7 protein-coding genes are annotated in these 10568 nt (G+C 72.3%); 1 reads left to right on the top strand and 6 read right to left on the bottom strand.

The features are described 5' to 3' along the window. Positions 1-218: 218 nt before the first annotated feature. Positions 219-1532, top strand: coding sequence for a glycosyltransferase family 2 protein (locus tag FB047_RS03500; RefSeq protein ID WP_136585801.1), 1314 nt, complete (start codon positions 219-221; stop codon positions 1530-1532). A 216-nt stretch (positions 1533-1748) separates the two neighbouring features. Here FB047_RS03500 and FB047_RS03495 read toward each other — a convergent pair whose 3' ends face one another. The 6 genes from FB047_RS03495 to tal form a co-directional block, all read right to left on the bottom strand. Continuing rightward, entirely contained in the window at positions 1749-4367 is a 2619-nt protein-coding gene (locus FB047_RS03495; protein WP_167494127.1) for a LuxR family transcriptional regulator, read from the bottom strand. A gap of 165 nt (positions 4368-4532) precedes the next feature. Next, positions 4533-5324, bottom strand: coding sequence for a 6-phosphogluconolactonase (gene pgl / locus FB047_RS03490; protein WP_136585799.1), 792 nt, complete (start codon positions 5322-5324; stop codon positions 4533-4535). Further along, positions 5321-6268 (bottom strand): glucose-6-phosphate dehydrogenase assembly protein OpcA, encoded by a 948-nt coding sequence (locus tag FB047_RS03485; RefSeq protein WP_136585798.1) that lies wholly within the window; start codon positions 6266-6268, stop codon positions 5321-5323. Before FB047_RS03485 ends, pgl begins: the two co-directional genes overlap by 4 nt. Continuing rightward, a complete protein-coding gene (zwf, locus tag FB047_RS03480; protein WP_136585797.1) occupies positions 6265-7815 on the bottom strand; it encodes a glucose-6-phosphate dehydrogenase in 1551 nt (516 codons plus the stop codon). The genes FB047_RS03485 and zwf overlap by 4 nt, the downstream gene beginning before the upstream one ends. Positions 7816-7818: 3 nt before the next feature. Further along, positions 7819-9447, bottom strand: coding sequence for a glucose-6-phosphate isomerase (locus tag FB047_RS03475; RefSeq protein ID WP_136585796.1), 1629 nt, complete (start codon positions 9445-9447; stop codon positions 7819-7821). Continuing rightward, on the bottom strand, positions 9444-10565 hold the full coding sequence (tal, locus tag FB047_RS03470) for a transaldolase (protein WP_136585795.1): 1122 nt from the start codon (positions 10563-10565) through the stop codon (positions 9444-9446). The genes FB047_RS03475 and tal overlap by 4 nt, the downstream gene beginning before the upstream one ends. Positions 10566-10568: the final 3 nt, after the last annotated feature.

Raw genomic sequence — 10568 nt, 5'->3', positions numbered from 1 at the left:
CCGCGGCCCACGTTCCTGCGTCCCCGACACCGTGGTCAAGCGACCCCGGCCGATCGTGCGGACTCCCGCGGCCCGCACGGCGATATGCGGGGAACCGCAACCGCGAGTGCGGTCCGCACCGGGTGCGCGGGGCCGGCTCCGGCGTACCGTCGGGACCGATCCGCGACCCGGAAGCGGACCGGCCGCCGTCCGGGCCGTCGTCTCGGAGAGGGGATGCCATGACCGTGGCGCTCGTCGTCTTCATCGCCGTCTGTACGATCGGCGTCTCGACCCTGGTCTGGGGCACCGTCGCGGTGGTCCGTCTCGTGGCCGAGCGCCACCGTCGGCCGGGCCTGCTCACCCCTTCGATGTACTACCGGGGCGACGAGGTCGCCGTGCTCATCGCCGCGCACGACGAGGAGCTCGTGATCGCGGATGCCGTGCGGGCGGCGCGCAGGCTCGTCCCCGCCGGCAACGTCTTCGTCGTCTCCGACGGGTCGCGAGACGACACCGTCGCGCGCGCGCGTGCCGCGGGGGCGACGGCGTGGGACCTCTCGCCCAACCGCGGGAAGGCGGGGGCGATCCGCGCGGGGCTGGAACGCTTCCGGATCGCGGACCGCTTCCCCCTGCTGCTCCTCCTCGACGCCGACTCGCGGCCGCGGCCCGACTACCTGCGCACGGCGCTGCCGCTGTTCACCGACGACGGGGTGGTCGCCGTGGCCGGCCGGGCGACCACCTCGACCGAGACGCCCGCGACGCGCATGGGACGCTTCCTCACCGCGTACCGCGAGCGCACGTACGTCTGCACGCAGTACCTGCACAAGTTCGGGCAGGCGGCGGCCGGAGCGGATGCCGTGGCGATCGTGCCCGGGTTCGCGAGCCTGTACCGCACCGACGTCCTCGATCGCATCGACATCGACGCCCCGGGACTGTCGATCGAGGACTTCAACATGACCTTCGAGGTGCACGCGAAGAGGCTCGGGCGCATCGCCTTCCACCCCGCGTGCGCGATCGCCGAGACGCAGGATCCCGCGGTGCTGCGGGACTACTCCGCCCAGGTGCGACGGTGGAGCCTCGGCTTCTGGCAGACGCTGCGCCGCCACGGGCCGCATCGCGGGCTCTTCTGGCTGTCGGTGGGCGTGTTCGCGCTCGAGACCGTGGTGTCGAGCCTGGTCCTCGCCGCGATCCTGCCCCTGCTGCTGCTCGCGGCCGCCGCGGCCGCCGTGAGCGCGCTCGCCACCGGCGAGGGGGCGGCGGTCGCCGGGCAGGTGGCGGCGCAGCTGCCCCTGGTGCCGCTGCTGGTCGGCTTCGTCGTCGTCGACCTGGCGATGAGCGTCTTCACGTGCCTGGTGTCGCGCACGCGACCGCGGCCGGCGATGCTGCTGTACCCGCTCATGCGCGTATGGGACGCCCTGCTCTGCCTGCGCGCGTTGGGCGCCGCGTGGGGCCGGCCCTCCGACGGCCGCTGGCGCAGCCCCGATCGGCGCGCGGTGCAGCGCCCGGGGGCGGCGCACACGCGGCGCGATCGGCGGGCGGCGGGTCTGACGGCGTAGGGGGATGCCGCTGGCTCGAGGCATGGCGGGGCCTCGTCCCCGCGGCGGGCTCGAGCCTGCCGGCGTAGGGGGATGCCGCGGGCTCGTGGCGTGGCGGGACCTCGCGCCGGTCGCGGGGCTCGTGGCGTGCCGGGACCTCCGGGGCTCGCGGCGTGCCGGAACCCCGCGCCGCCTGGGGCTCGAGGCGCGGCTCCACGTCGCGCGCGTCGACGCGGCTCAGCCGACCGCGCCGCGCAGCCGGCTGACGAGCTGCACGCGCGAGGTCACCCCGAGCTTGCGGTAGATGCCGGTCAGTCGCAGCTCCACGGTGCGCAGGGAGACGAACAGCGCCGAGGCGATTTCGCGGTTGCGCAGCCCTCGTTCCACCAGTTCGACGATCTCCCTCTCGTGCGCGGTGAGCGCGCGCATTCCCTCTCCCGCGCTCGCCGTCGGCACGAGGGGGCGCAGGGGGGACGCGGCCTCGCCGGGGAGGCAGCGCTCGCGCGCGCGACGCAGGCGGGACTGCTCGAGAGGGGCGTCGTCGCTGCGGAAGACCGACTCCGCGACGCGGAACGCCTCGAGACCGTCGCGGTCGGAGCCGCACACGGCCCGTGAGCGCGCGAGCGCGAGGGTCGTCCACCGACGGGGCGGGGCTCCCGCCGCATCGCGCTCGAAGCGCTCGAGTTCGCGGCGGGCCTCGGTAAGACGCCCGGCGAGCCACAGCGCCTCGATGAGATCGGCCAGGGTGCGCGCCACGGCGGGGTCGGTGTCGGAGGTCGCCGTCCGCGCCGCGCGCAGGAGGTCGACGGCCTCGGCGTAGCGGCCCTCGTCGAGGGCGATGGTCCCCTCGACGCCGTCGAACCACGGCAGCAGGGCGGTCGCCCCCTCGCGCCGCGCACGGTCCCGACCCTGCCGGACGAGATCTTCCGCGCCCACCGGGGGCGACTGCAGGGCGGCCGCGGCGGCGAGCACGAGGGTGCTGGAGGCGTCGGTGCTGCGCCCGGGGATCCATTCGCGTCGCCAGGCCGTCACCGTCTCCTCGGCGGACGCCGGGTCGCCGGCCCGCACGTCGATCGTGACCAGCTGCCGCAGCAGGTGCTCCCGCCACATCGGCGCGATCCGCGGTGAGCGGTCGAGCTGCGCCCGCACGACGCGACGGGCGGCGGGGTAGTCCTCGCGCAGCAGGAGAAGTCCCGCCTGCAGCTGCGCCTGCTCGACGGGCGCCTGCTCGAGGGACGTCTGCTCGAGGGACGTCTGCTCGAGGGACGTCTGCTCGAGGGTCGTCTGCGGGACGGGGAGGTCGATCGCCCCCGTCTCGATCGCATCCAGGGGGCGGGCCAGGGCGCCGGTCGAGCGGCATCCGCCCATCTCCTCCGCGATGCGCGCCAACAGGGCCGTCTGCGTCGACGCGACCCCCCGCTCGGCGGCCATCGCGATGCACGCCACGGCCGCGTCGACCTCCCCGCGGTGCAGGTGCAGCGCCGCGGACTCGCACAGGAGCATCTCGGATGCCGCGGGGTCGGCCCCGATCCGCGGATCGGCGTGCGTCAGCACGCTGTCGTCCACGACGTGATCGGCGACCGCACCGGCGCGCAGGCGGGCGATCGCCGCGCGGAGCCGGGTGTCGGGGTCGGCGCTCACCCCCGCCCTGCGGAGGTAGTGCTGCGCGAGGAGGTCGTGACCGTCGAGGACCAGGGCGTCGCCGAGCTCGACGAGGAGGTCGCAGCGCCGCGCTTCGTCGATCTCGCCGGCCAGCGCGCGTTCGGCGAACTCCACCGCGGCGATCACCTCGTCCTCGCGCGTGAGCAGCACGGCCCCCTGCAGGAGGCGCGCGCGGTCGGCGGCGGGGTCGAGGAAGCTCTCGTGCCACCGCCGTGTCGCGGGGTAGTCGACGGCGTGATCCTCCGCGGCCTGGGCGTGCAGGGTGCGACGCTGCTCCGGGCGCAGGCCGGCGTGCCGACGCAGCCGATGGGCCGGGTCGGCGATGCGCGCGAGCTCCCCGCGCACGATCACGCTGCCGTCCTCCAGCAGATCGTCGATGTCGACGCCGTCGGCGCGCGCCCTCTCGCGCAGCCTGTCGACACCGTAGACGGGCCCGACCGCGAGCAGGTCGAGAAGCGCCGACAGGCGCGGGTCGCGGGGGCGGTCGTCCGACGGACGTCGACGCGAGCTCGACCCGACGACGCGCAGCGGCAGGGACAGCGGCTCTTCGCCGGCGACCTCGGGGGCCGTCAGGCGCAGGGCCGTCAGGATGCCGGGGTCTCCCGCCGTCAACTCGGCGACGACGTGCAGCACGGCGCGCGACGCACCGGGTCCGAGCACGTGACCGGCCAGTTCGACGGACTCCGCGAACGACAGACGGTGGATGCGGGTCTGCAGCAGTCCGGCGAAGTCGTGTCGCCCCTCGAACGTGCCGCTGGTCGCGATGACGCTCACCCCGGTGCCGCGCAGTCGCGCGAACACGTACGACAGGACGGTGATGCTCGCGCTGTCCATCTCGTCGAGGTCGTCGATCACAACGACGTGCGGGTCGGCGCGCAGCAGGTGCAGGGTGCGGCTCACCTCCTCGGCGATGAGATGCTCCGGCCAGTCCCGCCCGCGCGCGAGCACCGTGTCGACGGCGGCCCTGCGCTCATCGTCGAGCGCGGCGATCATCGCGGTGAGACCGGAGAGCGGCCACATCCGCTCGCTCGGACTCGCCGTGACCAGGACGGCGTCGTGTCGCGTGGCGATCTCGCGCGCGAGCGTCGTCTTCCCCGACGCGCCCTCTCCGACGAAGAGTCCCGCCGCACCGCTTCCGGAACCGATCAGGTTCGCAGCGACGTGCAGCTCTCGTTGACGACCGACAAATGGCATCCGGACGCTCCCTCGCGCGTCTGCCGACCGACGGCCGTGACCGTCGCGTCGAACCGGGATGCCCCCCATCCGAAGGGTAAGTCGGGTTCCGCGTTCTGACAAGCCCCCGCCGGCCCGGAGAACGCCGAGAGACCGGATCGGGTCCGGTCTCTCGGCGACGAGCGCTCAGTACTCGCGGTCGATGAGCTGCGGGGGAACCTGGTCTGCGGCCACCTCGTCGACGAAGAACGCGGTGCGGCGGCGGCCCTTGGCCCCGGCCGCCGGGACGCTCTGATAGCTCGCTCCGGCGAGGGCCAGCCCGAGGGCGGCGGCCTTGTCTGCTCCCGCGATGACCATCCAGACCCGCTTCGACGAGTTGATGACGGGGCGGGTGAGCGACACGCGCTCGGCGGGAGGCTTGGGGGAGTCGCGCACCGGCACGGTGGCGCGATCGGTCACCGAGATCTCCGGCCGGTCCGGGAAAAGCGACGCGATGTGCGCGTCGGGCCCGACACCCAGGAAGCAGATGTCGAACGACGGCCAGGGGCCGGTTTCGCTGCGGTCCGAGGGGGCGAACTGAGCCAGTTCGTCGGCGTAGGCGATCGCCGCAGCATCAAGGTCGAGACCGTCGTCGGTGGAGGCCACGACGTGGATGTTCTCGGCGGGGATGTCGAGGTGATCGAGGAAGGCCTCGCGCGCCTGCTTCTCATTGCGGTCGTCGCTGTCGCGCGGCACGAACCGCTCGTCGCCGAACCAGAAGTGCACCAGCGACCAGTCGACGTCGGAGACACGCTCATCGCGCGCCGCCGTCCGCAGCACCGCTCCGCCCATCGTGCCGCCGGTGAGGCAGATGTGCATGCGCTTGCCCTCGGCGACGCGCTTGACGATGCGGTTCATGAACCGGGTCGCGACGTACTCGGCGAGGGTGTCGGCGTCGCGCTTGATGATGACGCGCTTGGCCGCGCCGTTGTCGGTCACGAGGCGTCCTCGGTGCTCGCCGCGAGGAGCAGGTCGTGGCCCTCGGTGATCACGCGCCCGTAGAGCAGGTCGGGGTCGAGGCGGCGCAGTTCCTCGGCGAGGCACTCGCGCAGGGTCCGCCGCGGGAAGGCGAGGTCGTGAGTGGGCTGTCCGGGCTGCGTCAGCACGGCGATACCGGCCTCAGGGCGCTCGAGCAGCGTGTCACCGCTCGGCCGCGTGAGGCGCACGGACTTGATGCCGCTCGCCCATTCGTCGGCCGGGAGGTAGGCGTAGTCGACGGGGGCGTCGAGCTTCATGCCGAGCCATGCCGCCAGCAGGGCGGTCGAGGGGGAGTCGGCGGCGCCGCGCACCTCGATCGCCGTCACCGGCTCGAACGGCGGCTGGTCGAGCACCGCGGCGAGCTGCTCGCGCCAGCGGGTGACGCGGGTCCACGCGAAGTCGGTGTCTCCCGGCGCGTAGTGCTCGCCGAGTCGCGCGACCCAGGCCGCGGGATCGGCCTGCGACGAGGCGTCGGTGATGCGGCGCTGGGCGATGCGGCCGATCGCGGAATGCGAGGGGTCCTCGGGGGCCTCGGCGGGCCACCACGCGACCACCGGAGCGTCGGGCAGCAGCAGGCCGGTGACGAGGCTCTCGGCGTTCGAGCCCGCGGCGCCGTGGGCGCGCAGGACGACGACCTCGCTCGCTCCGGCGTCGCCGCCGACGCGGATCTGCGCGTCGAGCCGCGGCTCTTCGCCCTCGTCGCCGAAGAGCACGGCAATGACGCGCATCGGGTGCTCGCGGGAGGCGTCGTTCGCGGCCTCGATGACCTCTTCTTCGGCACCGTGGTGCGTGACGATGATGAGCGTGAGCACGCGTCCGAGGGCGACGGCGCCGCCCTCTTCGCGCACGCTCACGAGGCTCTTCGAGATCGCGCTCACGGTCGTGTCGGGCAGATCGATGATCACGGGCGCCTCCAGGTGCGGCCGTCGCGGGCGAGGAGTTCGTCGGCGGATGCCGGCCCCCACGACCCGGGCGAATACTGTTCGAGAGGACCGCCCTCGGCGGCCCAGTACTCCTCGATCGGGTCGAGGATCTTCCAGCTGAGCTCGACCTCCTCGTGGCGCGGGAACAACGGCGGGTCGCCCAGCAGCACGTCGAGGATGAGGCGCTCGTAGGCCTCGGGGCTGGCCTCGGTGAAGGCGTGGCCGTAGCCGAAGTCCATGGTGACGTCGCGCACCTGCGTGCCGTCGCCGGGGACCTTCGATCCGAAGCGGATCGTGACGCCCTCGTCGGGCTGCACGCGGATGACGAGCGCGTTCTGGCCGAGCTCCTGGGTCTGGCTGCGCGAGAACAACTGCTGCGGGGCGCGCTTGAACACCACCGCGACCTCGGTCACGCGACGGCCGAGACGCTTGCCGCTGCGGACGTAGAACGGCACTCCCGACCAGCGGCGCGTGTTGATCTCGAGCTTGATCGCCGCGTAGGTCTCGGTGACCGACTCGGGGTTCATCCCGTCTTCCTCGAGGAAGCCGAGGACCTTCTCGCCGCCCTGCCAGCCGCCGGCGTACTGACCGCGCGCGGTCGCCTCGGCGAGGTTTTCCGGGAGGCGGACGGCGGCGAGCACCTTCTCCTTCTCGGCGCGCAGGTCCGCGGCGTTGAAGCTGATGGGCTCCTCCATCGCCGTGAGGGCGAGCAGCTGCAGGAGGTGGTTCTGGATGACGTCGCGCGCCGCGCCGATGCCGTCGTAGTAGCCGGCCCGGCCGCCCACCCCGATGTCCTCGGCCATGGTGATCTGCACGTGGTCGACGTAGTTGCGGTTCCAGATCGGCTCGTACAGCTCGTTCGCGAAGCGCAGCGCGAGGATGTTCTGCACGGTCTCTTTGCCGAGGTAGTGGTCGATGCGGAAGATCGCGTCGGCCGGGAAGGCGCTCTCGACGACCTCGTTGAGCTCGCGGGCGGATGCCAGGTCGTGACCGAACGGCTTCTCGATGACGACGCGGCGCCAGCCCTTCGTGTCCTCGGCGCTGTCGCCCACGAGGCCGGAGGCCTTCAGCTGGGTCGTGACGAGGGGGAACGCCTTCGGCGGGATGGACAGGTAGTAGGCGTGGTTGCCCATCGTTCCGCGCTCGGTGTCGAGCTTGTCGACGGTGTCGCGCAGTCGTGCGAAGGCCTCGGGGTCGTCGAACTCGCCCTGCACGAAGCGGATGCCCTCGAGCAGCTCCTTCCACGTCTCCTCGCGGAACTCCGTGCGGGCGTACTTCTTGACCGACTCGTAGACGACCTTCGCGAAGTCCTGGTCCTCCCAGTCGCGGCGGGCGAAGCCCACCAGCGCGAACCCGGGGGGCAGGAGCCCGCGGTTGGCGAGGTCGTAGACCGCAGGCATGAGCTTCTTGCGCGACAGGTCTCCCGTCACGCCGAAGATCACCAGGGCGCTGGGCCCGGCGATGCGATTGAGTCGGCGATCCTCGGGATCGCGGAGGGGATTGTGACCCGGTGTGATCTCTACGACCATGTCTTACTGTGCCGCCTCGAAGAGTGAGAGCACCTCGACCTGCGGGTCGGTCAGCGTCAGCGTGACGACGGGACGGCCGTGGGCCGCTCCCGCCAGCACGCTCGCGTCTCCCGCGGCCTGTGCCTGGATGAGTTGTCCGAACGTGAACGGTCGCCCCGGGATCTCGAGGTCGACGTCGGTGCGTTCGATGATCTGGAGGAACACGCCGGTGGCGGGTCCTCCCTTGTGGTACTGCCCGGTGGAGTGGAGGAACCGCGGTCCCCACCCGAACGTGGTCGGTCGACCGATCTCGGCCGCGACGAGTTCGCGGAGCCCGGAGAGCTGGGCGAGCTCGAGGCGGTTGACGTACGCCTGCAGGCTCACGTAGCCGTCCGCGGGCACGCGGCTCCACAGCGCGGCGAGCACGCCCGCGACCGTGCCGCTCTCGGCGAGGGCCGGGTCGGACACGCGCACCTCGACGCCGTCCGCGACGAAGGCCGGCGCGGTGGGCTCGGGCTGCGCCTCGAGCAGGCCGCGCGTCGCCTCTTTCGCCGACTCGACGTCGGGCTGATCGAACGGGTCGATGCCGAGCATGCGCCCGGCGATCGCCGTCGCGTACTCCCAGACGACGAACTGCGCGCCGAGGGAGCCGCTGACCAGCACCTCATCGGTGTGGCGCTCGAAGAGGTGGAAGGCGTCGGCGTCGTCGACGAACCGCACGATCTGCAGGTCGTCGGGCTTCGCCTCGAGCTCGGGCGAGACGGGCAGCAGCACGACCGGCAGGATGCCCGTGCCGTCTTTGCCCGTGGACTCGGCGACGAGCTGCTCGATCCAGTCAGGCAGACCGATGAGGTGGCTCCCGTCGGTGACCAGTCCGAGCTTGTCGCGGCGACCTGCGCCGCCGCCCGCGATCGCCGCGGCGAGCACGAGGGCCGGGTTCTCGGGAGCGTCGATGGCGACCTCGAGCAGGGTCGCATCTGCCTCATCGAGGAGGTCGTCGATGTCGACGCCGGCCAGTCCCGCGGGCACGAGGCCGAACGCGGTGAGGGCGGAGTACCGTCCGCCCACGGTCGGGTCGGCGGTGAAGACGCGGTATCCGTCCGCGCGAGCGGACTGCTCGAGGGGGGAGCCGGGGTCGGTGACCACGACGATGCGCTGCGCGGGGTCGATGCCCACGTCGCGGAAGGCGGCCTCGAAGGCGCGCTTGGCGGAGTCGGTCTCGATGGTCGATCCCGACTTGCTCGACACCACCAGGACGGTCTGCTCGAGGCCGCCCGATTCGGAATCGCCGTCGATCGCGGCCAGGACCTGGCCGGGCGAGGTGGAGTCGAGGACGACCAGCGGCACACCGGCCGACTGCGCGATGACCTCGGGGGCGAGGGAGGAGCCGCCCATTCCGGCCAGCACCACCCGGGTCACGCCCTGCGCGACGAGTTCGTCGCGCAGGGCGGTGATCTCGGGCACGAGCGGGCGGGAGACCGAAACGGCCCCCACCCACCCGAGCCGACGAGAGGCCTCGTCCTCGGCTGCCGCGCCCCACAGGCTCGCATCCCCCGCGGTGATGCCCGACGCGATGAGCGACCCGGTCAGTGCCGGGAGCTCCGCATGGACGACCGAGGCGACTCGGCCCGTGACCTTGACGGCGAAGCTCACTGGGCTGCCTGGGCGCTTCCGGCGTCGAGAGCGGTCTTCACGGTGTCCTGCAGCTCGTGCCACGAGGCGATGAACTTCTCCACGCCCTCGTCCTCGAGCGTCTGCGTGGCGTCGGCCACGTCGACGCCCGCCGCGGCGAGCCGGTCGAACACCTCGTGCGCCTCGGCGTACGCGCCGGTGACGGTGTCGCCGGTGATGACGCCGTGGTCGAAGGTGGCCTCGAGCGTCTTCTCGGGCATCGTGTTGACGGTGCCGGGGGCGACGAGCTCGGTCACGTAGAGCGTGTCGGGCAGCGCGGGGTCCTTGACGCCCGTCGAGGCCCACAGGGGACGCTGCACCGTGGCACCGGCATCCAGGAGCTTCTTCGCGCGGTCCTCGGAGAACTTCTTCTCGTACAGCTCGTATGCCAGACGGGCGTTGGCGATGCCCGCCTTGCCCTTCAGCTCCGCCGCCTCGTCGGTGCCGATCGCGGCGAGACGCTTGTCGATCTCGGTGTCGACGCGGGAGACGAAGAACGAGGCGACCGACTGCAGGGTCGAGATGTCGTGACCGGCGGCGTGCGCCTTCTCGACACCCGCGACGTACGCGTCGATGACCTCTTCGTAACGCTCGAGGCTGAAGATCAGCGTGACGTTCACCGAGATGCCCGCGCCGATGACCTCGGTGATGGCGGGCAGTCCCGCCTTGGTCGCGGGGATCTTGATGAGGACGTTCTTGCGGTCCACGCGGGCCGAGAGGTCCTTGGCCTGCGCGACGGTGCCCTCGGTGTCGTGCGCGAGGTCGGGCGAGACCTCGATCGACACGCGGCCGTCGACGCCGTTCGTGGCCTCGAACACCGGCAGGAAGATGTCGCACGCGTCGCGCACGTCGTCGGTGGTGATGGAGAAGATCGCCTCGTCGACGTCGGCGCCCGCCGCGGCGAGCTCCTTGACCTGGCCCTCGTACGCCTCGCCCTTCGACAGGGCCCCGGCGAAGATGGTCGGGTTGGTCGTGACGCCCGAGACGTTGCGCGAGTCGATGAGCTCGGCGAGGTTGCCGGACTGGATGCGCTGACGCGACAGGTCGTCGAGCCAGATGCTGACGCCCTGAGCGGCGAGGTCTGCGGTGGGAGTGCTCATTTC

The sequence above is a fragment of the Microbacterium hydrothermale genome, from assembly GCF_004854025.1.
GTDB lineage: Bacteria > Actinomycetota > Actinomycetes > Actinomycetales > Microbacteriaceae > Microbacterium > Microbacterium hydrothermale.
Note: the sequence above shows the minus strand (reverse complement) of the source record. Positions and strands in the feature narration are given on the sequence as shown.

Coding starts and splice junctions, on each gene's coding strand:
- FB047_RS03500 (WP_136585801.1), top strand. CDS start 219: ATGACCGTGGCGCTCGTCGTCTTCATCGCCGTCTGTACGATCGGCGTC.
- FB047_RS03495 (WP_167494127.1), bottom strand. CDS start 4,367: ATGCCATTTGTCGGTCGTCAACGAGAGCTGCACGTCGCTGCGAACCTG.
- zwf (WP_136585797.1), bottom strand. CDS start 7,815: ATGGTCGTAGAGATCACACCGGGTCACAATCCCCTCCGCGATCCCGAG.
- tal (WP_136585795.1), bottom strand. CDS start 10,565: ATGAGCACTCCCACCGCAGACCTCGCCGCTCAGGGCGTCAGCATCTGG.